At 67.4% G+C, this 24,909-nt stretch carries 21 protein-coding genes; 15 read left to right on the top strand and 6 right to left on the bottom strand.

From position 1 onward, the window contains the following. The first annotated feature begins 24 nt into the window (after positions 1 to 24). The 5 genes from tatA to C3B71_RS07425 all read left to right on the top strand — a co-directional run bounded on the left by tatA (position 25) and on the right by C3B71_RS07425 (position 6,748). Positions 25 to 339: a Sec-independent protein translocase subunit TatA gene (gene tatA / locus C3B71_RS07445; RefSeq protein ID WP_073332233.1), complete on the top strand. Its 315-nt coding sequence runs from the start codon at positions 25 to 27 to the stop codon at positions 337 to 339. Positions 340 to 469: 130 nt separating this feature from the next. Further along, positions 470 to 1,306, top strand: a complete 837-nt coding sequence (tatC, locus tag C3B71_RS07440; protein ID WP_396027133.1) for a twin-arginine translocase subunit TatC — start codon at positions 470 to 472, stop codon at positions 1,304 to 1,306. Between the two features lie 87 nt (positions 1,307 to 1,393). After that, positions 1,394 to 4,342: a DEAD/DEAH box helicase gene (locus C3B71_RS07435; RefSeq protein ID WP_108967108.1), complete on the top strand. Its 2,949-nt coding sequence runs from the start codon at positions 1,394 to 1,396 to the stop codon at positions 4,340 to 4,342. Further along, positions 4,339 to 5,901, top strand: a complete 1,563-nt coding sequence (gene lnt, locus C3B71_RS07430; protein ID WP_108967106.1) for an apolipoprotein N-acyltransferase — start codon at positions 4,339 to 4,341, stop codon at positions 5,899 to 5,901. The genes C3B71_RS07435 and lnt overlap by 4 nt, the downstream gene beginning before the upstream one ends. A 43-nt stretch (positions 5,902 to 5,944) precedes the next feature. Then, entirely contained in the window at positions 5,945 to 6,748 is an 804-nt protein-coding gene (locus C3B71_RS07425; RefSeq protein ID WP_108967104.1) for a polyprenol monophosphomannose synthase, read from the top strand. Here the strand turns inward: C3B71_RS07425 and C3B71_RS07420 are convergent. Beyond that, a complete protein-coding gene (locus C3B71_RS07420) occupies positions 6,730 to 7,083 on the bottom strand; it encodes an RNA polymerase-binding protein RbpA (RefSeq protein ID WP_086614511.1) in 354 nt (117 codons plus the stop codon). The two genes, C3B71_RS07425 and C3B71_RS07420, sit on opposite strands and share 19 nt — an antisense overlap. Before the next feature lie 150 nt (positions 7,084 to 7,233). On the opposite strand from C3B71_RS07420, the gene C3B71_RS07415 reads away from it, so the two are divergent. Then, entirely contained in the window at positions 7,234 to 8,358 is a 1,125-nt protein-coding gene (locus tag C3B71_RS07415) for a 6-phosphofructokinase (RefSeq protein WP_108967102.1), read from the top strand. A 78-nt stretch (positions 8,359 to 8,436) separates the two neighbouring features. Here C3B71_RS07415 and C3B71_RS07410 read toward each other — a convergent pair whose 3' ends face one another. From C3B71_RS07410 to C3B71_RS07400, 3 genes are read right to left on the bottom strand one after another with little or no spacing between them, the layout of a single operon-like run. After that, positions 8,437 to 9,339 carry an N-acyl homoserine lactonase family protein gene (locus tag C3B71_RS07410; RefSeq protein ID WP_108967100.1) on the bottom strand — a complete coding sequence of 301 codons (903 nt, stop codon included), beginning with the start codon at positions 9,337 to 9,339 and terminating at the stop codon, positions 8,437 to 8,439. Further along, positions 9,332 to 10,201, bottom strand: a complete 870-nt coding sequence (locus C3B71_RS07405; RefSeq protein ID WP_108967098.1) for an SDR family NAD(P)-dependent oxidoreductase — start codon at positions 10,199 to 10,201, stop codon at positions 9,332 to 9,334. The genes C3B71_RS07410 and C3B71_RS07405 overlap by 8 nt, the downstream gene beginning before the upstream one ends. Continuing rightward, positions 10,198 to 10,842, bottom strand: coding sequence for a hypothetical protein (locus C3B71_RS07400; RefSeq protein ID WP_146752361.1), 645 nt, complete (start codon positions 10,840 to 10,842; stop codon positions 10,198 to 10,200). The genes C3B71_RS07405 and C3B71_RS07400 overlap by 4 nt, the downstream gene beginning before the upstream one ends. A gap of 95 nt (positions 10,843 to 10,937) precedes the next feature. On the opposite strand from C3B71_RS07400, the gene C3B71_RS07395 reads away from it, so the two are divergent. The 9 genes from C3B71_RS07395 (at position 10,938) to C3B71_RS07355 (ending at position 21,004) form a co-directional block, all read left to right on the top strand. After that, positions 10,938 to 11,132 carry a hypothetical protein gene (locus C3B71_RS07395; RefSeq protein ID WP_181574836.1) on the top strand — a complete coding sequence of 65 codons (195 nt, stop codon included), beginning with the start codon at positions 10,938 to 10,940 and terminating at the stop codon, positions 11,130 to 11,132. 119 nt (positions 11,133 to 11,251) lie between these two features. After that, positions 11,252 to 12,286, top strand: a complete 1,035-nt coding sequence (locus C3B71_RS07390) for a LacI family DNA-binding transcriptional regulator (RefSeq protein WP_108967093.1) — start codon at positions 11,252 to 11,254, stop codon at positions 12,284 to 12,286. A gap of 110 nt (positions 12,287 to 12,396) precedes the next feature. Further along, positions 12,397 to 13,728: an ABC transporter substrate-binding protein gene (locus tag C3B71_RS07385; protein WP_108967091.1), complete on the top strand. Its 1,332-nt coding sequence runs from the start codon at positions 12,397 to 12,399 to the stop codon at positions 13,726 to 13,728. A 5-nt stretch (positions 13,729 to 13,733) separates the two neighbouring features. After that, positions 13,734 to 14,687 (top strand): carbohydrate ABC transporter permease, encoded by a 954-nt coding sequence (locus tag C3B71_RS07380; RefSeq protein WP_108967089.1) that lies wholly within the window; start codon positions 13,734 to 13,736, stop codon positions 14,685 to 14,687. After that, entirely contained in the window at positions 14,680 to 15,519 is an 840-nt protein-coding gene (locus C3B71_RS07375) for a carbohydrate ABC transporter permease (RefSeq protein WP_108967087.1), read from the top strand. Before C3B71_RS07380 ends, C3B71_RS07375 begins: the two co-directional genes overlap by 8 nt. Before the next feature lie 117 nt (positions 15,520 to 15,636). After that, positions 15,637 to 17,466, top strand: coding sequence for a hypothetical protein (locus tag C3B71_RS07370; RefSeq protein WP_199912594.1), 1,830 nt, complete (start codon positions 15,637 to 15,639; stop codon positions 17,464 to 17,466). 315 nt (positions 17,467 to 17,781) lie between these two features. After that, the gene (locus tag C3B71_RS07365; protein WP_073332263.1) at positions 17,782 to 18,912 is read left to right on the top strand and encodes an ABC transporter permease; all 1,131 of its coding nucleotides are present in this window, start codon (positions 17,782 to 17,784) and stop codon (positions 18,910 to 18,912) included. Positions 18,913 to 18,953: 41 nt separating this feature from the next. Next, entirely contained in the window at positions 18,954 to 19,631 is a 678-nt protein-coding gene (locus tag C3B71_RS07360; protein WP_108967083.1) for an ABC transporter ATP-binding protein, read from the top strand. Between the two features lie 368 nt (positions 19,632 to 19,999). After that, positions 20,000 to 21,004 (top strand): LacI family DNA-binding transcriptional regulator, encoded by a 1,005-nt coding sequence (locus C3B71_RS07355; protein ID WP_073332269.1) that lies wholly within the window; start codon positions 20,000 to 20,002, stop codon positions 21,002 to 21,004. 130 nt (positions 21,005 to 21,134) lie between these two features. On the opposite strand, the gene C3B71_RS07350 is transcribed toward C3B71_RS07355, so the two are convergent. Continuing rightward, the gene (locus C3B71_RS07350; protein WP_181574838.1) at positions 21,135 to 23,144 is read right to left on the bottom strand and encodes a sucrose-specific PTS transporter subunit IIBC; all 2,010 of its coding nucleotides are present in this window, start codon (positions 23,142 to 23,144) and stop codon (positions 21,135 to 21,137) included. Between the two features lie 214 nt (positions 23,145 to 23,358). Beyond that, positions 23,359 to 24,888, bottom strand: a complete 1,530-nt coding sequence (locus tag C3B71_RS07345) for a glycoside hydrolase family 32 protein (protein WP_108967079.1) — start codon at positions 24,886 to 24,888, stop codon at positions 23,359 to 23,361. Between the last annotated feature and the right edge of the window lie 21 nt (positions 24,889 to 24,909).

Raw genomic sequence — 24,909 nt, 5'->3', positions numbered from 1 at the left:
GAGCCCCATGAAAGGAGTTGCGTCGTGATCAAGCCCACGCACATCGTCGTCCTGCTTGTCGTCGTCCTGCTCATCTTTGGCGCCAACCGGCTGCCGGAGATCGCCGGCAGCATCGGCAAGTCGATGAAGGTGTTCAAGAAGGAGGTCAAGGAGCTCCGCGAAGACGAGGAGACCCCCGTCGCGCAGCAGCCCCCGGCCCAGATTCCGCAGCAGCCGCAGCAGGGCACCTACTACACCCAGCCGACCCAGGCGGGTCAGACCGCTCCGCAGGCGGCGCCCCAGCAGCCGGCCGCCCCGCAGCAGCCGCAGCCGTACACGGACGGCACCGTCCAGCAGTGACGCCCCGGCCCGCGGGGCCGTGACTGCGCCGCGGGCCGCGCGTCCACCTCACCTCGCCGCTGGGACCGGGCCCGCCCGGTCCCGCGTGCGTACGGTCACCAGCATCCGGGAGGAGTAGAACGTGCCGCATATGCCTAAGCTGCCCGGCCGCAAGCGCAAGGAGAACCCCGAGGCGATCATGTCGATCGGGGACCACCTGCGCGAGTTGCGCAACCGCCTGTTCATCTCCGCAATCGGCATCACCGTGATGGCGGTCGTCGGCTATTTCCTGTACGACGCCGCGTTCCAGTTCATCACTCACCCGGTCGAGGTCGCCAACGCCCGCGGCGCCAAGCTCAATATCAACTTCTCCACCATGCTGTCCTCATTCGACATGCGACTGCGGGTGTCGATCTGGATCGGCGTGCTGCTGTCCTCCCCGCTGTGGATCTACGAGTTCTTCGCCTACGTGGGCCCGGGCATGACTCGTAAGGAGAAGGCCTACACCTGGATCTTCGGCGTTGTCGGACTGCTGCTGTTCGCCGCCGGCTGCGCGCTGGGCATGTGGATCATGCCGCGCGCGACGGTGATCCTGACCGGCTTCATCCCGAAGACGGCGTCTTCCACCGGCATCATGGATGCGTCGACTTACCTGTCTTTCGTGCTGCGGCTGGTGCTGGCCTTCGGCGCCGCCTTCCTGCTGCCGGAGATCCTGGTCGCCCTGAACCGGCTGGGCGTGATGAAGGGGCGCACCATGCTCAAGGGGTGGCGCTGGGCGGTGGTCGGCATCTTCACCTTCATGGCCTTCGCGAACCCGCTGCCGGACCCGTGGTCGATGATCTTCATGGCGATCCCCATCACCGGCCTGTACTTCCTGGCCTGCTTCATCTCCATCCGGCATGACAAGAACGTGGCGAAGCGCCGCGCCGAGGAGGATGCCGCTCTGGACGCGGCCCTGGCCGAGAACTCCTCCGTCCCCACCGCCTGAGAACCACACCCGCCCGCCGCCGTTTCGTCGTAAGCAAGCACCTGCTGGCCGTGCGAAGCGGTGGCGGGCTACGCATAGGGTTACCCCATGAGCTCGCCCGCCGAACGCTACGCCGCTGCACGCCGTCGCCAAGCGGAGTCACGCACCGAGCTCGCCCGCTTTGCTGCGACCTACGACTTCCCCTTCGATGACTTTCAGAATGACGCCTGCCGGGCCCTAGAGGCCGGAGAGGGCGTGCTGGTGGCGGCGCCCACCGGCGCCGGCAAGACCGTGGTGGGTGAGTTCGCCGTCCACCTGGCACTGTCCAAGGGGCTCAAGGCCTTCTACACGACCCCGATCAAGGCCCTGTCGAACCAGAAGTACCTGGACCTGGTCGCCCGCCACGGCGCCGACCGGGTGGGCCTGCTCACCGGGGACACCTCCATCAACCCCCACGCTGACGTGATCGTCATGACCACCGAGGTACTGCGCAACATGCTCTACTCCGGGGCCCGCGACCTGGATCGGCTCGGCTACGTGGTCATGGACGAGGTCCACTACCTGGCCGACCGCTTCCGCGGCCCGGTGTGGGAGGAGGTGATCATTCACCTGGCCCCAGAAGTGCAGGTGGTGTCACTGTCCGCCACGGTCTCCAACGCCGAGGAGTTCGGGGACTGGCTCGGGCAGGTGCGCGGCCGCACCGCCGTCGTGGTCTCCGAGCACCGCCCGGTGCCGCTGACTCAGCACATGCTGGTGGGCCGACGGCTGCTGCCCCTGTACTCGGCACCGGCGCAGTCCGCAGCCACCGATCAATCCGCCGCGGGAGAGGCCCGCTCGTCCGCCCAACCGCCATTGAATCCCGACCTGCTGCGGGCGGTGAGGGATGCGCGCCGCGCCGCCGCCGGGGAGGACCATCGGGGCGGCTATGGGCGCGGTGGCGGGCGCAGGGCGGTCTCCGGACGTGGGGGCCGGTGGTCGCGCAATGCCGGTGGCGGCCGCCCACCGCGCCGCGGCGAGGGCGGGGCCCGCACCGCCCACCTGCGCCCGCCCTCACGCCGCACGGTCATCGGTGCCCTGCAACGCGCCGACCTGCTGCCGGCGATCGTGTTCGTCTTCTCCCGTGCCGGCTGTGAGAACGCGGTGCGGGAGGCCATCTCCCACGGCGTGGACCTGACCACCCCACAGGAGGCCCGCCGAATCCGGGAGATCATCGACCGGCGCACCGCGGAGATCCCCACCGCCGACCTGGGGGTGCTCGGCTTTCACGCCTGGGCGCACGCACTGACCCGGGGCGTGGCCGCGCACCACGCCGGCCTGCTGCCGGTGTTCAAGGAGACCGTCGAGGAGCTTTTCGCCGCCAACCTGGTCAAGGTCGTCTACGCCACCGAGACCCTGGCGCTGGGCATCAATATGCCCGCACGCACCGTGGTGCTGGAGTCGCTGCGCAAGTGGAACGGCTCGGCGCACGTGACCCTGACGCCGGGGGAGTACACGCAGTTGACCGGCCGCGCGGGCCGGCGCGGCATCGACGTCGAGGGGCACGCCGTCGTCCTGGCCACCGACGAGGCCGAGCCCGCCTTCGTCTCCTCCCTCGCCTCCCGCCGCACCTACCCACTGGTGTCCGCCTTCCGCCCCACCTACAACATGGCCGTCAACCTGCTGGGGCGCCTGCCGCGCGAACGGGCCCGGGAGGTGCTGGAGTCCTCCTTCGCCCAGTTCCAGGCCGACCGGGGCGTGGTGGAGCTGGCCGCCGAGGTCCGTCGCAAGCGCCGGAACCAGGACACGCTGGAGCAGCAGATGGCCTGCCACCTGGGCGACTTCGGCGAATACGCCCTCCTGCGCCGTCGCATCGCCGACGCCGAGGCCGACCAGTCCCGCACCAACCGGGCCGAGCGCCGCCGCGAGGCGAGCCGGTCCATGGGGGCACTGGCGCGCGGCGACGTGGTCCTGTACCGCACCGGCAGGCGTCACCGGCACGGCGTCGTCGTCGCCCAGCATGCGGCGAGTTCGGGGGAGCCTTACCTGACGGTGGTCGGCGAGGACAAGCGGGTGCACACCCTCACCCCCGAGAGCACCCCGGACGGCGTCAACCGGGTCGGCTCACTGCCGGTGCCGGAGGACCTCGACGCCCGCCGCCCGCACCAGCGGGAGCGCCTGGCCGAGCGCCTGATAGAGGCGCTGCGCGCCGGCGCTCTGGATGCCTCCACCGCGCGCGGCTCCCGCCGCGGCCACCGCCACGACGCCGACGCCGCCTCCCGCCTCGAGCAACTGCGCCACCAGCTGCGCGCCCACCCCTGCCACGCCTGCCCGCACCGCGAGGAGCACGCCCGTATCGGCCGCCGCTGGGTGCGTGCGCGCGAAGACCTGGACCGGTTGCAGTCCCGGGTGGATCGGCGCACCGGCACGATCGCCCGCCAGTTCGACGCCGTGTGCCGGGTGCTGCTGGAGCTCGGTTACCTGGTCCCGGTCGAGGCGGATCGGCCCGAGGGCGAGCTGCGGGTCACGGCGGCCGGCAGGATGCTTGCGCGCGTATACGCCGAGCGGGACCTGCTGGTGGCCGAGTGCCTGCGCCAGGGGCTGTGGGACGGCCTGAACCCGGCGGAGTTGGCGGGGGCGGTGTCGGCCTGCGTGTACGAGCCGCGGATGGCGGTGTCCTCACTCGGCCTGCCGACCGCGCCCGGCTCCCGCCTGGGGGAGGTGCTGCGCCAAGAGCTCTCCGTGTCCCGGCGCATCAGCAACCTGGAGGCCCTGGAGCGGGTGGAGCCCTCCGCCGGCGCCGAGCCCGCCGTGGCCGGGTCGGTGCGGGACTGGGCCGACGGCGCCGATCTGACCACCATCCTGGCCGACTCGGACCTGACCGCCGGGGATTTCGTGCGCTGGTGCAAGCAGCTGCTGGATGTGCTCGGGCAGCTGGCCACGCTCAGCGCGGGGGAGCCGCCCCGGTCGGCTGACTCCGCCGGCCGCTCAGACCTGGCCCACCTGAACCGGCTGGCCCTGACCGCCGCCGAGGCCTGTCTCGATGTCAACCGAGGAGTGGTGAGTTGGTCGTCCGTATGAGGTCCCGTGCACGCCACCTGCTGACACTGCCGGCCTGTACCTGCGCCGGCCTGGCCGTATGGGCCGCCTTCCCGCCCATCGGGGCCTGGTGGGCGGCCCCGCTCGGGCTCGCCCTCTTGGCCTCGGCGCTGCGCGATCGTGGCCCCTGGGCGGGGGCGGGCCTCGGGCTGGTGTTCGGCGTCGCCCTGTTCACCCCGATGCTGCACTTCACGGCGGTGGCCATGGGCAACCCGGTCGGCTGGGTGGCGCTGACGGCGGTGGAGTCGCTCTACCTGGCGGCCTTCGGCGCCGCGTGGGCGTTGGCCTCTCGCATCGGCCACCTGGAGCGTCCCACCGCCACGGCCCTACTGGCGCGCGTGTTGGCCTTCACCGTGATCTGGTGCGGGGTGGAGGAGCTGCGCTCGTCCTGGCCTTGGGGCGGCTTCCCCTTCGGCCGGCTCGCCTTCGCCATGGCCGACGCCCCCATGCTGCCCTTCGCCGCCTACGGGGGCATCGTCGGGCTGAGCGCGCTGGTTGCATTGGTGGGGGCCGGCGTGGCCGAGGCCGCCCATGCGCTGCGCCGCCGTCGTGCCTTCAACGCGCTGGTGGCCACGGCCCTCGCCGGCGCCGTGGTGGTTGCGCCGGTGGCGCTGCCGATGGAGGGCAGCGCCCAGGACGGAACCCTGCGCGTCGGCGCGGTGCAGGGCAATGTGGCCGAGGAGTTCGAGGACGCCTTCAACCGGGCGCTGGAGGTGACCGGCAACCACGCCGAGGCGACCCTGACACTGGCCGAGACCGTCGGCCGGGGCACCCTCGACGTGGTGATCTGGCCGGAGAACGCCGCCGACCTGGACCCGCGCGACGTCCCCGCGTCGGCGACGCTGGTGGAGGCGGCCGCCCAGGCGGTGGGGGCGCCCGTGCTTGTGGGGGCGATGTCCTACGCAGACGGCGTGCGCTACAACGACATGGTGGTGTGGACGCCAGGCGTCGGCGCGGGGGAGTACTACCGCAAGCACCGGCCGGTGCCCTTCGCGGAGTACATTCCCCTGCGCGAGCAGCTGCGCCACATCACCCGCCAGGTGGACCGTATCGGCACCGACCTGGCCCCCGGCACGGGCCCACAGACGCTCACCATTCACGCCGCTGCTCAGGACCGCGACGTCACGCTGGCCATGGGCATCTGCTTCGAGGTCGCCTATGAGGACACGCTGCGCGCCGGGGTCGAGCAGGGCGGCGAGGTGATCGTCATCCCCACCAACAACGCCAGCTTCCTGCACTCCTCGGAGGCCGAACAGCAGCTGGCGCAGGGGCGGATCCAAGCGGTCATGCACGGACGCGCCCTGGTGCAGGTCTCCACCGTCGGAGTGACCGCCATCATCAACCCCCGCGGCGTCGTCGAGCAGCGCACCCAGGCCTACACGCAGGCCTCGCTCGTGGCCGATGTACCGCTGCGCACCTCCATCACCGTGGCCGACCGGCTCGGGGCCGCACCCGGGCTCGCCGCGCAGCTGGGTGCCGCACTGCTGGCCGCGGCCGGTATGGTTTCCGGTGTGTCACGACTGCGCCGTCGGCGGCGGTGAGCGTGACCGTGCCGCAGCCCGCACAAGGGACAGGAGAAGGACCGTGAAGGCTCTGGTCGTCATACCCACCTACAACGAGATCGAGACCCTTGCAGGGGCGCTCGACGGCGTACGGCAGGCCGCGCCGAAGGCCCACATCCTGGTGGTGGACGACAACTCGCCCGACGGCACCGGCCGTCTCGCCGACGCCCGCGCCCAGGCCGACGACCACATTCACGTGCTGCACCGCAATCAGAAGAGCGGGCTGGGTCCAGCCTATCTGGCGGGCTTCTCCTGGGCACTGGCCTCCGGATATGAGCTGGTATGCGAGATGGACGCCGACGGCTCCCACCGGCCGGAGGACCTGGCGCTGCTGATTCAGCGCGCGGAGATGGCCGATGCGCCCGACCTGGTGATCGGGTCCCGCTGGGTGTCCGGCGGTGCCACCGCGGATTGGGATGCGAAGCGCGTGGCCCTGTCCCGCGGCGGCAACCTGTACATCAACGCCATGCTGGGGCTCGGGGTCAGGGATGCGACCGCGGGCTTCCGGGTGTACCGGGCGAGCCTGCTGCGTCGGTTGAATCTGGGTGAGGTGGAGGCGCTCGGTTACGGCTTCCAGGTCAACATGACCAAGCTGGTGGCCGACGCCGGTGGACGCATCGTGGAGATGCCCATCACCTTCCGGGAGCGGGAGGCGGGCCGGTCCAAGCTGTCCGGCGGGATCTTCTCCGAAGAGCTGGCCCTGGTCACCAAGTGGGGGCTGGCCCGGCGCGGGGCGCAACTGGCGGACGCGGCCGGCTCGGCGGCGACCGCCGTGCGCGGCGCCGCCGACCGCGTACGGCGCGCGGCTCAGAAGCGTTCGCGGTAGATCTCCCCGGAGCGCAGCATCTCCAGGCGCTCGTCCAGCAGGACCTTCAGGTCCTCAATGTCGCGGCGCTCCAGCAGCATGTCCCAGTGCGTGCGCGGCGCCTTCTTCGGCTCCTCCGACTCGGGCTCATCCTCGCCGCGCAGGGCGGCGGCCTGGCCACATTCGGGGCACTCCCAGGTGGGGGGCACCTCCGCCTCCACGGACATAGGCACGGTGGTGACGTGGCCCAGGGGGCACTCGTAGGTGATGTTCTGCCTGGCGGCGAACTCGACGCCCTCCTCGGACTCCATCGACTTCGCGCCGATCGTCATGCCTCGCAGTGCGCGATCCGCCATGCTGGTGGCCTTCCTTCCCGCTGTTGCTTAACTGCCGAGAGGATAACGCACCCGGGCCACGGCGCATTCCCGCGCCGCCGCACCCACCCGAGCGAATGCCCAGCGCCGGAACGCGACTACCGCCCGGCGTACTGCGGCATACTTGGCGCCATGGCAACCAAGCGTATCGGAATCCTGACCGCCGGTGGCGACGCCCCGGGACTCAACGCCGCGATCCGCGGCTTCGGCAAGGCGGCAATCGGCGAGCATGGCTGGAAGCTGATCGGTTTCCGCGATGGCATGCGCGGCCTGGCGGAGAACCGATACACCGAGCTGGACGGCGCGGCCCTGTCCGGCATCCTGACCACCGGTGGCACCATGCTCGGCACGAGCCGGGACAAGGTGCACCGCATGATGGTGGACGGCGAGGTCCGCGACATGATTCCCACCATCGTGGAGAACGTCGAGAAGGACAAGCTGGACGCCCTGGTGTGTCTGGGCGGGGGTGGAACCGCCAAGAACGCCCGTCGACTGATGGACGCCGGCATTAATGTGCTGCACCTGCCCAAGACCATCGACAACGACATCGTGCGCACCGACACCTCCTTCGGCTTCTCCACCGCCTTGGAGATCGCCACCGAGGCGGTGGACCGGCTGCACTCCACAGCGCACTCCCACCACCGCATCATCCTCACCGAGATCATGGGCCACCGGGCCGGGTGGCTGGCCCTCGGGGCGGGCGTGGCCGGGGGCGCGGACGTAATCCTGCTGCCCGAGGTTCCGTACTCGGTGGAGGCGATCGCGGAGAAGATCCAGCGGCGCCGCAAGCAGGGATCGAGCTTCTCGGTCGTGGCCGTCGCGGAGGGCGCCCGCAGCGTCAAGGACGCCGAGGAACTCGCTCACGCCCAGGCCCTGGTCAAGGACGCCTCCAGCCCGGAGCTGAAGGCCATGGCGAAGAAGGGCGTCAAGGCGCTGGAGGCCTCCCACCGCGCCAACACCTTCACTCTGGCCGAGCAGCTCGAGGCCGCCACCGGCCTGGAGGCACGGGTGACCATCCTGGGCTACGTACAGCGCGGCGGCACCCCGAATGCGGCCGACCGGCTGTTGGGAACCCGTCTGGGCGTGGCCGGGGCCAACGCCATCGCGGACGGCAAGTACGGCGTCATGGTCGCCGACCGCGGGCACGACACCGCACTGGTGCCCCTGAAGGACGTGGCCGGCAAGGTCAAGTACGTGCCGCGCGACCACGAGTGGATCAAGGCCGCCCGCGCGGTCGGCACCGCCCTGGGCGACTAGGCGGCCGGAGCCTGCCTGGGCGGCACCGCCGTCGAGGAGCGGACCACCAGTGAGCCGGCCGGCCGGCCGGCAGTGCCCCTAGTCCAGCGCTCGTGTTCCCGGGAGCACCTCGGGGTCGTGGTTGGCCAGTAGGCCCAGGCAGCGCGGATCGTCGCCGGCCGCGCGCACCCAGTCCAGTGAGCGCTTGGCCTGTGCCGCGTCGACGACGACACCGGGCCGTAGTCCCTCCTCAAAGGAGGGGCGGCCGTAGCCGGCGTCGGAGGTCAGCAGCAGGAAGTGGCGCGGATCGGGGACGCCCGGTGCATCGAGGCCGTCGACCCACCGATCCCGGTCGGTCTCCGCGACCGCGCCGGTGCGCACGATGGTGGCACACAGTCCGCGGGCGTGCCCCGGCACCGCCACCATCACCAGGCTGCCGTCCCCGAAGACATCGAATCCGGCGCCGAAGGGGCCCACCTGTGTGTTCCAGCTGAAGGTGCCTACGTCCACACCGTCCCACTCGTGGCGCAGATAGCGCAGGCGGTCGGTATTGCCCGCCTCCCACTCGGGGGAGGAGACCAGAATGCGGGGAGCCTCCTTGACATGCGACAGGCCGTCGGCGTGGTCGCAGTGCAGGTGGCTGAGCAGCACCAGGTCGACGTCACGTGGCCGAATGCCGCGCTCTTCGAGTTGCTCGTGGACGGCCGCTCCGACTGGCAGCACCGCCTTGTTCACGGGGTACTGAGTTCGCAGGTTGGCGATCTGTCCGGCTCGTGTCCGGTTGCGGGCGTTCCAGCCGGTGTCTATGAGAATGAGTCCGTGGGGCCCCTCCAGCAGGTAGCAGGACACGGGCGCCTCAATCAGGTGACGGCGGCTCCGGCCGAGGTGCGTCCAGGCCAGCGGACGATCGGAGTCCCGGTGGTAGGGAAGAGCCTCATCGATGATGACGGTGCCGGTGTGCAGCACCGTCAGCTTAGCGGTGGCGGCGGAGATATCAGGCATGCGGGTTTCCTTTCACGTGGGGGCGTAGTGGCCCTGTTTCCAGTAGGCGTTGGAGCGGTCCGGGGGCCAGGGCGGCGAAGCTGTAGCGGCGGGGCACGACGGTGGTACGGGCGCGCCGATTGATACTGCGTACGATCTCCTTCACCACTTGGCCGCGATCGACGGGGGTGAACACGCCGCGGTATCCGCCCCAGGCGGCGGTCAACGCGGCGTTCTCCCGCAGCGTGGCTTGCATTGGGGTGTCGAAGAAGGTCGGGTGCACACTGCCGACGGTGACGCCGCTTCCTGCCAGTTCCAGGCGCAGGCTGTCGCACAGGGCGACGACGCCGGCCTTCGAGGCGGCGTAGGAGGACTGCATGGGGGAGTGGACGAATGCCGCCAAGGAGGAGACGGCCACCAGGTGCCCACGGGTCCGGCGCACATACGGCAGGGTCGCTCGGAAGGTGCGCCATACGGCGGTCAGGTTCGTATCTATGTCGCGTTCGAAGGCCCGCGGATCTACGTCTTCGAGGGTGTCGGCGGTGTCGGTTCCGGCGCCGGCGATGACCACATCGATGCGTCCGAAGTGGTCCGCCGTCCGCGCCGCGACCCCTTCGAGCTGTGCCAGCTCCGCCACGTTCCCTTGCAGGGCCAAGGCGCGATCCGGGCCGCCGAGCTCCGCGGCGAGTGCTGCGAGTCGCTCCTGTGAGCGGCCCACGAGCGCGATGCGGGCGCCGTGGCGGTGAAGCTCGCGTGCCAGGTCGGTGCCGAGTCCTCCAGTGGCGCCGGTGAGCAGCACTACGGCTTCATCCAGGCATAGGCGTTCCCGGCGACGGCTTCGGCTGCCCCGCCGGGTTGCGGGGTGGGTGTGGGCGGTGGTCACGGACGATCCTTCCTAACAGTGCCTCCGGGGTATTCGGGGCTGGTGGGGATGCCAAGTCCCGGCGCAGTCATGTGCAGCACCAGGTCTCGCAGCATTTGGGAGTCCGCTGCGATATCAATCGCACTGTCAGCGCCGTGCATCTCGGCCAGCCAGCGCCGCATGGTCCAGGTGACGCCGGCGGCAATTGCCTCACTGCTGACCCGCAGGGGTAGCGGCCCAGCGGCAAGCGCCGAGGCAGCGGGCGAGGAGGTACGCAGCCTCTCAGCGAGGAACTCGATGATGGCCGTCTCGACGGCGGGACCACCGGGACCGTTGAGTACGCGCAGGAAGAACTCGGCGTGGGGTTGCATGCGCGTGAGGAGTTGCCGGAAAGTCGCCGCCAGTTCCTCGGCGTCGGCCCGCCGTGCGGCGCCTGTCGGCGGGGCCGCCGCGAACACGTCCTCGAGCCGGGCCACGGCGGCTGCGGCGAAAGCCCCGGGCAGATCCGAGAAGGAGGCGTAGAAGGTAGGGCGGGTAAGTGTCGCGCACGAAAGCAGCAGCGCACGCATCGGCAGATACAGCCCGGGAAGCCGTGCCGGGTAGTTCAGGTCCGACAGGACCAACAGACACCACTCGCCACCCATCTTGGATGCATTACCCATCCATTCACATACTATGACCCTCGTCATAGGGTGAACGCCACTTCGTCCCGGCACGAGCTTGCCGCGCCACCAGGAAGTCAACTAAGATTGACGCTATGAAGACACTGGTTGGCGCCGACGACGACGCGCCACTGAAGGAGCTCGGACGCATCGTGCGCGAGCGCAGACAACTCGACGCCGCCGAAGAAGTCGCCGTGCGCCGGGCGCGCAATTCCGGCTACAGCTGGACGGCCATCGGCGCCGCGCTGGGCATCAGCAAGCAGGCCGTCCATCGCCGCTACGGAAGATGACCCCTCAATCATCGCTATGATCAACCCTGCGACACTGCCGCGTGGCTGAGGCGGCATGTGAACGGTATAGACGACCCTGGTCGTACGGCAAATGTGAATCGATCAGGGGAGAGCGCCATATGAACGCCGCACCGACAATCTCGGATCTGGCTCGCGCCCTCAACTTGTCGATCTCCTCGGTGTCATACGCCCTCAATGGCCACAAGGGTGTCAGCGAGGCCACGAGAAGGCGCGTCATCGAATACGCCACGCGAGTGGGGTATCGCGCAAACTCCTCCGCTCGAGCTCTCTCCCGCGCGCGCACCGGCAGCATCGGCATCGTTGTGAGAGACGATTACGCGGTTATCGGAACCGAGCCCTATTATCTGCGCTTCTTGGCAGGTATCGCCGCGGCGCTCGAAGGCACGGAGGTTGAGCTGATCGTCAAGCTAACGGAATCCGGTCTCGACGACGCGCTGGCGATCTACCGCCGTTGGGCCGCGGAACGCCGCGTGGACGGGATCATTCTGATCGATGAGAATATTGACGATCCGCGGGCGGGCCTTGCACAGTCGCTCGGACTGCCGGCCGTGCTGCACGGGACCACGCCGCCCACGCACCCCGAGTTGCCCGGCATTCTCACTGACGATGCCTTCGACTCCGCCACCATCGTGGAGCATCTGGCACTACGGGGAGCCCGCCGAATACTGCATGCGGCGGGGCCAATGCGGCACCGTCACGAGGTACGGCGGTGTGAGGCCGTGGCCGCCGAGTGCGCCGCCCACGGTTTGAGCTACGACTCGATCTGCGGGTCCTATGAATTGTCGCACGGGGAACGCGCCGCCGATCTTGTCGCTGCACGAAGCACGGAGCGTCCGGACGCCATCGTCGCGGCCAACGACCTGATCGCGGTCGCGGCCTGCCGCAGACTGGTTCAGCACGACATCAGGGTCCCCGAAGACTGTCTCGTCGTCGCCTGGGACAACTCCGTGCTTTGCGAGATCACCGAACCTCCGATCAGTGCCCTGGACCGCCATCCCGAGCGATGCGGGACCAAAGCCGCGCAAATGCTGTTGGAGTTGCTTCGCAACGCCGAAGCACCGGTCCGGATCGAGATCGCCGATCCGAGTGCGCTTGTGGTGCGGAGGTCCTCGGCGCCGCTTGGCGTCCACTAAAGCCCCCGGCGTGCTGACTCTTGACGCACCCTTGGCCTGGTTCTATTCTGTTACCGAAGCGCTTCGGTTGTGCGAGGGGCACACAGCGCGAGGTTTCAAGGAGGAAACCCATGGCACTGTCACTTACTCGACGTGGCTTCATCGGCGTCTCCGGGCTGACCGCCGCCCTGGCAGCGGTTTCGGCGACCGCCGCGTGCGGACGGTCGGATGATTCCGGGGAGCAGGGGAGCGGGGCGATCACCTACTGGGCGTCGAACCAGGGGGCGAGCGTCGACGACGACAAGGAAACGTTAACCCCGTTGCTCGAGGCGTTCACGGCCGAGACGGGTATTCAGGTCGAGATGGAGGTGATCGGCTGGAATGACCTCCAGACGCGCATCCAGACCGCGGTCACCTCCGGCGACGCGCCGGACGTCGTTAACATCGGAAACACCTGGGCCGTGTCACTACAGGCCACCGGTGCCTTCCTTGAATTCGATGATGCCGCCATGGAGGCCGTTGGCGGCGCCGACAAGTTCGTGGACACAGCTCTGGCCACCTGCGGCGCCGAGGGAACCACGCCCACGTCGCTGCCGTTGTACGGGCTCGCCTACGGCCTTTACTACAACCGTCAAATGTTCACCGATGCCGGCCTGGAGCCCCCAACCACATGGGAGGAGATGGTCGATGCGGCGAAACAGCTGACTGACCCAGACAACGGCGTCTACGGCATGGCGATTGCCGCCGGAAGCTACACCGAGAACGCCCACTACGCCTTCATCAACGCGGCCCAGGAGGGAGAGGAGCTTTTCGACTCTGATGGCAACCCGACCTTCACCGGCGACGGCGTGGTCAACGGCATCCTCAGGTACCTCGATCTCATGCAGACCGACAAGGTGGTCAACACCTCAAACGCCCAGTACGACAACGGGGCCGACTCGGTAGCCGACTTCGCCAACGGCAAGGCGGCCATGATCATCAACCAGAACAACGCGGATACCACAATCGTCGCCAACGGAATGACCAGCGAACAGTTTGGGGTGGTGCCCTACCCGGCCCCCGCGGACGCGCCGGACGACACCGCCAGCCATGTTGCCGGCATCAACATTGCAGTATTCGCCAACACCAGTAATCGGGACGGTGCGCTTCAATTAGTCAAGTACCTTACGGACGCCGAGCAGCAGGCGACGCTTGGCGAACAGTTCAAGACGCTGCCGGTGCTCAAGGATGAGGACCCGACATTCACCGACGACGCGGATGAAGCGGCCACATTCGTGGAGGTATACGAGAACCGCGCCAAGCCGCTTCCGCTGGTTCCGGCCGAGGACCAGTTCGAGTCCTCCGTCGGGCAGGCCATGAATGACATGTTCGCGTCCGTCGCAACCGGCACCGTATTGACCGCAGACGACGTACGCCAGGCGCTCCAAAGCGCCCAGGACACCGTCTCCGCTGCCATCGGCTGATCCTCATGACCGCGCACGCTCCAGCCACTCACCGTCGCCGAAACCCCGCTGTTGGACGACGGCGCCAGGGATGGTGGCTTCCCTACCTGATCATCCTGCCTGCAGTCATCTTTGAGTTGCTCGTACACATTATCCCGATGCTTACGGGCATCTGGATGAGCTTCAAACAACTGACCAAGTTCTTCATTGCGAACTGGACGGCAGCACCCGACGCCGGACTGGATAACTACCGCAAGGTGCTTGACATGTCTAGCACGGTCGGCACCGGGTTCCGCAACTCTCTCCTGATCACCTGCGCCTTCACGATTCTCGTCGTCGCCGTCTCCTGGGGGCTGGGCATGCTGGCGGCGGTGGTGCTGCAGCGTCCATTCCGCGGCCGCGCGGTGGTGCGCACGCTCTTCCTGGTGCCATATGCCCTGCCCATGTATGCCGGTATCATCGCCTGGAAGTTCATGTTCCAGAAGGACAACGGGGCAATCAATCACATTTTGCAGAGCCTCGGGATACTCGACGAGGGTGCCTTTTGGTTGATCGGAGGCAATGCATTCTTCGCAATCGTGATCGTCGCCATATGGCGGTGGTGGCCCTTCGCGTTCCTGATGCTGATGGCGGGGCTGCAGTCGATACCCGAGGACGTCTACGAGGCGGCGGCGCTTGATGGCGCCCGACCGCTGCGGCAGTGGTGGTCAATCACGCTACCGATGCTGCGTCCGGTCAACCTCGTCCTGTTGCTGAACATGTTCCTGTGGACCTTCAACGACTTCAACACCCCTTATGTCCTTTACGGAAGCGCAAACCCGCCCGCGGGAGACCTGATCTCCTTCCACATATACAACGCCTCGTTCCTCACCTGGAACTTCGGCTCCGGCTCCGCAATGTCGACCCTACTACTGCTGATACTGCTGGCACTGTCGGGCGTGTACATCATCTACCTCAATCGGAGGTCAGAAAATGCGTGAGAGTAAAGGTTTCAAGGTCCTACGCGTCGTTGTCATCGTTGTGCTCGCCGCGTTCGTCGCACTGCCCCTGTACGTTATGATCAGCTCCTCACTCAAGCCGCTGCAAGACGTCCAGGGCGACTTCACCTGGTGGCCAACCCACCCGACGATCTCACCATTCCTGGACATGTGGAAGACGGTCCCCCTGGGACGCTACTTCGTGAATTCAATCATCGTCTCCACGGCTGCCACCATCTTCAGCCTGATCATCGCCATCTTCGCCTCATACGCCGTGTCGCGCTACCGTTTCCACGGACGTGGAGCGTTCACGACCGCGATCCTGTCGACGCAGATGTTCCCGGGCGTCCTCTTCCTGTTGCCACTGTTCATGATCTTCTCCAACATCAACACGTCGATCGGAGTGCAGCTCGTCGGTACGCGCGGCGGTCTCATTCTGACTTACCTGACGTTCTCGCTGCCCTTCTCCATTTGGATGCTCTCCGGCTACTTCAACGGAATTCCCCGCGAACTCGATGATGCCGCCAAGGTGGACGGGTGTGGCCCGCTCACCGCTCTGTTCCGCGTGGTGCTTCCGGCCGCACGCCCCGGAGTGGTGGCGGTGGCGATTTATTCTTTCATGACCTCGTGGGGAGAGGTGCTCTTCGCCTCGGTGATGACCACGGACGCCAATCGCACACTCGCCGTCGGACTGCGGCTGTACTCCACACAGACAGCCGTCTACTGGAACCAGATCATGGCGGCCTCGTTGGCCGTGTCTGTCCCGGTAGTGATCGCCTTCCTCCTGCTGCAACGCAGTTTCGTCGCCGGCTTGACCGCAGGCGCCGTGAAGTAGTCTCACGCTCCGAAAGGAACTGAAATGCCGTCCCGTCCTATGCCGAACCTACTCGGTGGCACAGACACCCGGCCGTGGCTCGGCGCAAACTTCTGGTCCCGCGAAGGCGGACCCCGCATGTGGTTGCGCTATAACCCTACCGTCGTCCGGGAGGAGCTCAAGGTACTCCACGACCACGGATTGAACCTGACACGATCGTTCTTCTACTGGCCCGACTTCATGCCGGGGCCGAGCGTCATCGATGAGAACTGCTGCGTCAACTACGCGGACTTCCTTGACGCGCACGCCGAGTTGAACATGCGCACCATCCCCACGTTCCTCGTCGGGCATATGTCGGGGGAGAACTGGGATCCCTCCTGGCGGCGCGGCCGGGACATTTACTCCGACGTGTGGATGGTTGGGCGCCAGGCCTGGTACGTGCGTGAGCTGACCCGGCGCTTCCACCGTCATCCCGCGGTGGCCGGATGGCTGATCTCCAACGAGATCCCCATCTACGGGGGCGAGGGCCCGGAGGAGGTCATAACATCCTGGGCCCTGCTCATGATCGACGCCGTGCGCGCCGGGGGAGGGGACCAACCCGTCAGTCTTGGAGATGGACTATGGGGTGTGGAGACCACCGGGCATGACTCCGGCTTCTCCTCCCTCGCGTACGGCCCGCTCGTGGACTTCGTCGGCCCTCACGTCTACCGCATGGAGCATGACCGGATACGTCAGCATCTCAAGGCCGCCTTCATCTGTGAGCTGGGCGGTATCGCGAACAAGCCCGTGATCATGGAGGAGTTCGGTCTGTCCTCGGACTTCGTCTCCGCACAAGGCAGCGCCTCGTACTATCGCCAGTTGCTGCACGCTACGCTAACTGCCGGCGCATCGGGCTGGATCGCCTGGAACAACACCGATTATGACAATCTGCGGGATGAACGCCCCTACAGTCATCATCCCTTCGAGCAGCACTTCGGCATCACGGACTGCGCGGGCAGACCCAAGCCCCCTTTGCGGGAGTTGCAGAGATTCGGTGCCGAACTGGCCGAGCTCGAACTGGGCCAGGCACACCGGGCCGACACCGAGACCGCTATCGTCATCCCATCCTATCTGACCGCTCGATACCCGTTTACGACCGATGTCGAACGCCATCTCATCGTCGACGTCTCGGAGCAGGCCTACGTCGCCGCCCGGGAGGCGGACCTGGCTCCCGGTGTGGTGCATGAGCCCGCGGATGGAGGCGACGGCGGTATCCCAGAGGGTTACAAGCTTTACTTGCTGCCTTCCATCAAGCAGCTGACAGCACCGTCGTGGTTGCGACTCGAGAAGCTCGCCGACGCCGGTGCAACGGTATACGTCTCGTACTGCGCGGGAGAGGCGGACAGCCAGCGAGGACCCTGGTGGAACCGTGTCACGCAACTCTTCGGCGTCTCGCCTCAGCTCACATACGGCCTGAATGACCCCGTCACGGAGGATATCGTCGAGTTCACTCTTGCCACCGATCTCGGCCCGCTCGACGCCGGATCCACCCTGACTTTCAGGGCTTCGGGCAATCCTGAGGCACGAGCGTTTCTACCGGTAGCGGTGGACGAGTCGCTGGCGACTGTGGTGGCGCGGGATGCGGCGGGGCGGCCCGCGCTGATCGAACGCCGTCATGGACAGGGAAGGACAGTGCTGTGCACGTACCCGCTGGAGTACTTTGCGGCGCGATTGGAGAACGTCAATCCGGAGGACACCTGGCGGCTGTACGACGCGCTCGCCGCGGTCGCCGGTGTGCGACGCCCGGTTCATGTACCCGACCCGCAAATGATGGTCGACTCGCTGGTGATGGGCGATGGCACAGTGGCCGACGTCGTCATCTCGCAGCACGATGAGTCGGTCAGAGTCGTGCTGGAGTATGCGGACGGCAGCCAGCCACGCTCAGTCGACCTGGAACCGCTCGGAGCGCAGGTACTTAGACGCCGATAATGTACATTATGTCATTTCCGGGTTGAGGCGTTGATCCGAGGACCAGGTCCGCCCGCCCCGCCCCAGGACCTGCCATCTCTCAAACTCAGAGGGGCGCTCCTCCCCTCAGAGCCCCACACGCAACAGCGCGACCGCCGGCACTCAACCGTGCCCAGATTCCGATGCTGCTCGAATGCCGCTCACACGGAACACCCTGCCGCCGAGGGCAAGCTGTTGCGCAGTTCGCGGATCGTCAACTTGGTCCGGCCGAGCGGATATGGGTCTACAGCCTCCCGCCGGCAACGAACCGCTTAGGAGTTCAAAGAAGGAGCCTCGGTGTTTCTTGCTCTGCGTGAGATTCAGCATGAGCCCGGTCGTTTCGCGCTCGTCGTCTCGGTGATCACGCTGATCACCTACCTCACCTTCTTCCTCGCCTCCCTCGCCACCGGCCTGGCCGGCTCCTACCGGGCCATCGTGGACAGCTGGCACTCGGGCAGCATCATGGTCACCGAGGCGTCCAACGAGAACATCTCGGCCTCGCAAATGACCAACGACCAAGTGGTCCGCGCCACATCAATTGCCGAGGACGCCGACACGCATGCCTCACCCCTCATCTCCGTTCCCGTCGTGGCGCAGCTGCCTTCAAGGGCGGACGGGGACGGCGCTCAGGGCGACGCGGAGAACGAGTCCAAGGCGGACGTCTTCGCCTTCGGCATCGACTTGGACGGCCGGCTCTCCCCCACCATCGTCTCCGGCTCCGGGATCACCGATCCGACTAAAGAAGTCCTGGCCGACGAGAGCCTGCGGGCGGACGGACTGGCCGTCGGCGACACGGTTCGGCTCCTGGGCTCGGACCACGAGTGGACCGTCACCGGCCTGACTCGGGACACCACGTTCCAGGCCACCCCCGTACTCACCATGGATGCGAACGCCCTGCGCGAGAAGGGACCGGTCACCCAGTCCCCCGCGACCAGCGCCGTCGTGCTTGACGGCAACATCACGGAGGACTCGCGGGCGGTCGAGGCGGCCTCGGCCGCCGGGCTCACGCTTTTGACGACCGAGGAGCTGATTCAGACGTTGCCCGGGTACTCCGCCCAGGTGCTGACATTCACCCTCATGATCGGCTCCCTCATTCTCGTGGGCGCACTGGTACTCGGGATCTTCCTCTACGTACTCACCCTCCAGAAGCGCCCGGTTCTGGGCATCCTGAGGGCGCGCGGGGTCCCCACCGGCTACCTCATCCGCTCCGGAGGCGCCCAGACCGCGGTCCTTGCGGCAACCGGCGTCCTGATGGGCCTGCTGCTGACCCTGCTGACCTCGGTCATCCTTCCAGACGTCGTCCCGTTCCGCCTGTCTGCGGGACTCAACGCCGTAATCGCTACCGCCTTCATCCTGGTATCGGTCCTGGGAGGGCTGGCGTCGGTGCGCGTTATCGCCCGCATTGATCCTGTGGAGGCAATCTCATGAGACACGACGCCCATCGGCATACAGGCGCGTCCGCTGCGGCAATGAGCCTGTCCGGGGTATCGCGCGACTACCACCAGGGCAGGGAGATCGTGCACGCGCTGAGAAGCACCGACCTGGAGATCCACGGCGGTGAGCTTGTCGGCATCCTGGGCCCCTCCGGTTCGGGCAAGTCGACTCTTCTGACCGTTATGGGCGGATTGCGCACGCCCACCACGGGTACCGTTGAAATCGACGGGAGCCCGTTCTCCGCGCTGCCCGAGAAGAAACGAGCGCAACTGCGCCGGCGATGCCTGGGCTTCGTGCTCCAGAGTTCGGGCCTGGTCCCGTTCCTGACTCTGGCCGACCAGTTCGCCCTGCATGACCGGGTGCTGCGGCGTGCCCCCGCCACGGAGCGTCGCGATGAGTTGCTCGCCATGCTGGGCATCGGGGAACGCGTACGCGCCTACCCTTCCCAGATGTCCGGGGGTGAGAAGCAGCGCGCCGCGATCGCCGTCGCCGTGTACCACGACCCCAAGGTGATCCTGGCCGACGAGCCCACGGCCGCACTGGATTCGCACCGGGCCCACGACGTGGCCCAGTTGCTCGCGCAGCAGACACACGAACTGGGTAAGGCGACGGTTATGGTCACCCACGATGAACGGATCCTGCCGGTCTGCGACCGGGTCATGGTCATGCACGACGGCGTGCTCAGCGACCAGGAGCCTTCCGAGCCGCCGTGACCCCCGCGGCTCAGGCACTGCTAGGACCTCTATGCCCTGCCGAGACGCCTGCGCGCAACGAGGCGTGCGCATGGCCCACCAGCCCGCGCCTGTCCGCTCATCGGCAGGACTGCGCCCCGGGAATATGCGCAGGTCATGTGGGCGGCAGTCGCCGGTGCGGCATATGCTTGCCCGGTATGGGAACCCACCACCCCGTGACATGGTCTAGAATGTTATGACATAGATGCGGCCAAGACGGCCGTTTGGTGGCCGGATGCACAACATCGGCCTGCCAAGGACTAGGCTTAGGCGGGATTTGTCGGACGGCCGCGCAAATCGGTCGGCCCGGTGTTACAGATTCATGCAGTAGTCTCACAAAGGAGTCGCCGTTGGTCGTACGTCACGAACCCACGCTGGCTGACGTCGCCGAAGTCGCCGGCGTCTCCCTAACGACCGTATCCCGGGTCCTCAACAACCGCGGATACCTCAGCCAGGCGACTAAGGATCGAGTCGCCAAGGCGATCGCCCAGCTCAACTACCGGCCCAATCAGGTCGCCCGTGCGCTGCATGGCAAGTCGACCAACATCATCGGCGTAATCGTGCCGACGGTCGCCCTCCCCTTCTTCGGCGAGCTCGCCGATGAAATCGAGACCGCCCTGGCCGAGCACCACTACCGGATGCTCGTGTGCAACTCGATGGGCCGGGCGGAGCGGGAGCGGGAGTACCTGGACCTGTTGGTCTCCCACCGCGTCGATGGCATCATCTCTGGCGCTCACAACGACGACCTAAGCGAGTACCAGACGGTACGTATGCCGCTGGTGACGATCGACCGGGACATCTCCCCCACGATCCCGAACATCCGCTGCGCCAACGAGGCGGCCGCACACCAGGCCACTCGTTTGCTGCTGGATCGCGGGGCCCTCCGCCCTGCGCTACTCACCTCACGCACGGGTCCGCACAACCGGCGCGAGGCCGGTTACCGGAGTGTCCTGGAGCAGGCCGGCGTCGAGCCGCTCATCTTCACCGTCGACTTCCATACTCCCGATGACGAGCGGGCCCGTCTCATCGACGCCCACCTGGACGCCGCAGCAGACCAGATCGACGCCGTCTTCGCCACCGATGACCTGTCTGCGGCCGCGGTCCTGGACTGGGCCGAGCGCCACGGCCGACGCGTGCCAGAGGACTTCAAGGTGATCGGATTCGACGGAACCTCCGCCGTGCGGCGCGCTCTGCCGGGCCTGGCCACGGTCCGCCAACCCCTGACCGACATGGCGCACGCCGCCGTCGAGGTGCTGCTGGCCCAGATTCAGGCGCATGCCAATGGTGAGGACGCCACTCCGGTGGACTCCCCCATAGAGCTGCCCGGAGAGCTGCTTCCCGGCAAGACGACGTAGCCGTCGTCTTCTCCCGCCGCTCCCCCCCACGCCGCGGCATGCGGGGGTGCGAAGGCCGGTGGCCGCCCCGGTTTCCCGGGACGGCCACCGGCCTTCGTTTACAGGACTCGGCAGGTCCTCTACACGCGGATCAGGCGCCCACCGGCTCGGTGGCGGGGGCGACGGCGTACAGCGCGTCGCCGCGGTCGACTGCGCCGGTGTGCTCGTCGGTGACGCCACCGAAGGCGGTCGCGTTGGACACCACGATCGGGGTGACGGTCTGGTAGCCGTCCGCGGTTACGCCGGCCCAGTCGACCTCGACCAGCGTCTGTCCGCGCAGCACCTTGTCACCGGCGGAGACCCGCGGGGTGAAGTGCTTGCCGTTCAGTTCAACGGTGTCCATGCCGACGTGGATCAGCAGCTCGACGCCGCTGGCAGAGCGGATGCCGTAGGCGTGGCCGGTCGGGAAGGCGACCAGCACCTCGCCATCAACCGGCGAGACGACGGGCCCGGAGTCCGGCACCACCGCCAGGCCCGGACCAAGCATCCCGGAGGCGAAGGTCTGGTCCTGCACCTCGGACAGCGGTACCGCCCGCCCCTGGATGGGAGAGGTGATGGTGAAGTCGGTGGCGGCCTCGGCGGGCAGTTCCACAGTGGCGGAGTGCGCCTTGGTGGCCTCGGCCTCGAGGGCGGCCTCGTCCACCTCGTCGTCGGCGGCGAAGGACGCCTGCCCCTTGGGGGTATGGCCGTAGACGAAGGCGGCTGCGAAGGCGATGATGAAGGTGACCGCCTCCAGGGCCAGGTAGACCGGGATCTTCTCGGTGATGATCGAGACGAAGCCGACGAATCCGGCCGCGCCCAGTGCAGCGCCGCGCACGTTGAACAGGGCCACGCCGGCACCGCCGATGGCGGCGGCCCCCATCGCGATGAAGAACGGCCAGCGCAGACGCAGGTTCACACCGAAGATGGCCGGCTCGGTGATGCCGAAGACGGCGGAGACACCACCGGCACCGGCAAGACCCTTCATCTTGGCGTCGCGGGTGTTGAAGAAGACCGCCAGGGCCACGGCGCCCTGCGCGACGTTGGCCATGGAGGCGATCGGGAAGATGAAGTCGCCGACGCCGCCGTTGACGGGCAGCAGCGGGATCTCGACGGCCGGGAAGGACTGGTGCAGGCCGGTCACCACGATCGGCGAGTAGACCAGGCCGAACAGGAAACCACCGATGGGGCCGAGCGTGTTGTAGGTCCAGTCCAGGCCCTCGGTGATCCAGATGGACAGCTGGCGGGTGATCGGGCCGACGATCACGAAGGTGAGGAAGCCGGTCAACAGCATGGTGATCAGCGGCGTCAGCAGGAAGTCCGCGGTCCCGGACAGGCGCTTGTGCAGCCACTTCTCGATGGTTGACAGGATCCAGGCGACGCACAGCACCGGGATCACCATGGCCTGGTAGCCGATCTTGTCGACCGTCAGACCGAACAGGCTCCACGTGTCGGCGGTGCCCATGTAGTCCCAGAAGGCCTGGGCGGCCTCCTCATTGGCCATGTTGTAGGCGGACAGCAGCGAGGTGGAGACCATCGCCGCACCCATGGCGGCGCCCAGGTAGACATTGCCGCCGAAGCGCTTGGTGGCCGAGTAGCCGACCAGCACCGGCAGGAAGGCAAAGGCCGCCGAGGAGATCATGTTGATCAGATCGGCGTAGTCTGCCAGCCAGCCGTAGCGCCCGACCAACGAGTCACCCTTGAAGAACAGGTCGTTCGCGGTGAGCACGTTGTTGATCGCCATCATCAGACCGCCGGCGATCAGGGCGGGAAGGATCGGGACGAAGATGTCCGCGATCATCTTGATGAAGCGGGAGACGATGTTGCCGCTCTTGGCGGCCTCCTGCTTGGCCTCGTCCTTGGAGACCTCCTTGACCCCGCCGGTCTTGACCATCTCGTCGAACACGATGTCGACGTCGCCGGGACCGACGATGATCTGGAACATACCGCCGGCGACGAAGGTGCCCTTGAGATCGGGGTCCTTGTCCAGCGCCTTCTGATCCACCTTGTCCATGTCATTAAGGACAAGGCGCAGGCGGGTCGCGCAGTGCGCGGCCGCATTGATGTTATCCGCGCCACCGACGTATGTCAGGACGTCTTTCGCCACGCGGGCGTGATCCATAGCCACCCGGGCTTCCTTTCTGTGGGAACTGATCACTCTGCATTGAGCTCGACGGAAGGTTCCGGTACGCCGGGGGTCGGTCGCCGACCGGGCGCTTAGACCTATGTCAAACGTTGGTCAGACTACCTTCGCCCCTGGAGTTCCGCAACCGTTGGGGCCGGGCAATTCGCCGCGTTGACGCGCCCCGCCGCGGACGCGCACCCCAAGCCTGCACTCAGTCGTAAACAACGACGCCCGCTGTCAGTTGCGCTCCGTCGTCGGCCAGCAGGCCGGCACCGGTGGCGTGCGGGGCGACGAAGCTGCGCAGGGTGAAGGCGATCTCGCCGTCACCTACGAACACCTCGGTAATGGAACGGTCGTGCAGCACCTCCAGTCGCGGCGCCGTGCCTGCGGGCAGCGTGACGATACGGGTGGCGCCGTGCTGCGTGTAGCGCGAGCGGGACCGATCCACGATCAACTGCGTGGCGCCGTCGGTGGCACGGGCAAGCTCGATGGTGACGCAGGAGTCGGCGGTGCCGATCCGCACCCCCCACCGGTCCGCATCGGGCGCGGCCTGGAGACGCAACTGCCAGGAGCGGTGCCCCTCCAGTTCCCGGATGGGGGCGGCCGCTTGACGGCCCTCCCCCACCAGGGTTAGCCCAGGCGTGGCGTCGCTCGGCGTTGTCACCGGCCGTTGTAGCAGGCGACCGCCGCGCAGGGTCAGCACGCGCGGCACCGTCAAGGCATGCACCCAGCCGCCGGTGTCGATCGAAGGCTGATCATCCTCGGAGGCGTTGCCCGCCCACGCGGTCAGCAGGACCGGGCCGGGCTCGCTGGGACGCCGTGCGAAGGCCTGCGGCGCATAGAACTCGAATCCGCGGTCCAGCTCGGCGAAGGTCCCGTCGCACTCGCGCAGCTCGGTGCCCACCAGGCGGCCGACGGTGTAGACGCAGGGGAAGATGTTCTCGTAGCCCTCGGTGTCGGGGGCGACTCCCTGCGGGCACCAGATCAGCACGTCACGCACCTGCCCGGTAAGCTCGTCGGTCAGGCGCACCAGGCCGGGGCACTCCCACATGTAGCCGAAGTGGTCGAAGGCGCCGCCGGCGTCGGGGAAGGTCAGCTCACCCTCCAGCTCCCACTCACGCAGGTCGGTTGAGCGGTACAGCAGTGCGGTTCCGGTCAGGTCTTCGCGCTGGACGCCCAGAAGCATGCGGAAGCTGCCGGGTTCATCGGGATCGCGCCACACCTGCGGGTCACGGTAGTGAGCGGTGTAGCCGGCGGGGTGGTCGGGCAGCAGCGGATTGTCCGGCCACTTGGTGAAGCCGGCCAGGTCGGGGCTGGTGACCAGGCACTGGCTGGCGGTGCGCTCATCGGTGACCGGATCCTTGAGGTTGCCGGTGTAGAAGAACTGGTAGGGGGCGCCGGCTGGGGCCGCGGCAATCTCCTCCGGCTCCAGCACGAGCGCACCGCCGGAGTAGGCGCCGGAGCGGTCGTAGAACGAGTCGGGGATGATGGCCGGATCGTGGTGGGTCCAATGCAGCAGGTCCCTGGAGGAGGCGTGTCCCCAGTACACCAGCTTGTGGTGTGGGTGGAAGGGGCTGAACTGGTAGAAGGCGTGGTAGGTGCCGGAGTCCACCAGCAGGCCATTGGGGTCATTGAGCCGTCCGACGGGCGGGGCCAGATGCACCACGGGGTAGTCGGGGTCTGCGGCTGCGTGTGAGCGGGCTACAGCCTCCAGGGCGGCCGCTCTCAGATCCTCGGTCATGTGGCGACACTAACAGCCGGA

It is taken from the genome of Actinomyces sp. Z16 (assembly GCF_003111765.1).
Lineage (GTDB): Bacteria > Actinomycetota > Actinomycetes > Actinomycetales > Actinomycetaceae > Actinomyces > Actinomyces glycerinitolerans.
The sequence above is the reverse complement of the archived record's forward strand: the minus strand, read 5'-3'. Positions and strand labels throughout refer to the sequence as shown.